Origin of the sequence: Microbulbifer sp. JSM ZJ756, assembly GCF_044383805.1 — a bacterium.
Taxonomy (GTDB): Bacteria; Pseudomonadota; Gammaproteobacteria; order Pseudomonadales; family Cellvibrionaceae; genus Microbulbifer; species Microbulbifer zhoushanensis.
This window is the reverse complement of sequence record NZ_JBISER010000033.1, coordinates 1-614: the sequence shown is the minus strand read 5'-3', so window position 1 is coordinate 614 and position 614 is coordinate 1. Positions and strand designations below refer to the sequence as shown.

The following is a 614-nucleotide window of genomic DNA, read 5'->3' as shown; positions in this document are numbered from 1 at the left end:
GATTCATGACTGGGGTGAAGTCGTAACAAGGTAGCCCTAGGGGAACCTGGGGCTGGATCACCTCCTTAAACGATTATCGAGAGTTGTTTCGTAAGTGCTCACACGCATTGCTTGATCGTACTGATGAAGTTGAGGTTGTAAAGCTTCAGAGAGCATGGGGCTATAGCTCAGCTGGGAGAGCGCCTGCCTTGCACGCAGGAGGTCAGCGGTTCGATCCCGCTTAGCTCCACCAATTCCTGAGTGACTGTTTCATAGGCCTGTAGCTCAGTTGGTTAGAGCGCACCCCTGATAAGGGTGAGGTCGGCAGTTCAAGTCTGCCCAGGCCTACCAAAATTCCGCTACTCTGCGTTATTTTGTCGCTTGCATAGCAGGCTATGCGGCGCACCAAAATGCCTTGATTAGCGAAATTTAAATTTCCAGTCTTCCTCAACTTTAGAAATCAGAAACTTGGGTTCTTGAGTTATCTCGCGGTTTGAGAATAAGAATCCAGCTTTCTGATTTTTACATCAGATGTTCTTTAACAAGGTGAAATATTTTGTAGTAATACACTGCAAGGCGAGGTTGAGTACTTAACACATACTCAACATCAATATTGTGTGTCTCTCAAGCACACA

The 614-nt window shown here is 46.4% G+C and carries 2 tRNA genes and 1 rRNA gene; all 3 read left to right on the top strand.

Features of this window, described 5'->3' with window-relative positions:
- Nucleotides 1–68, top strand: a 16S ribosomal RNA gene (locus ACH6CX_RS18515); the annotation flags it as partial.
- An 88-nt stretch (nt 69–156) separates the two neighbouring features.
- Nucleotides 157–232, top strand: a tRNA-Ala gene (locus ACH6CX_RS18510).
- 21 nt (nt 233–253) lie between these two features.
- A tRNA-Ile gene (locus tag ACH6CX_RS18505) sits at nt 254–330 on the top strand.
- Nucleotides 331–614: the final 284 nt, after the last annotated feature.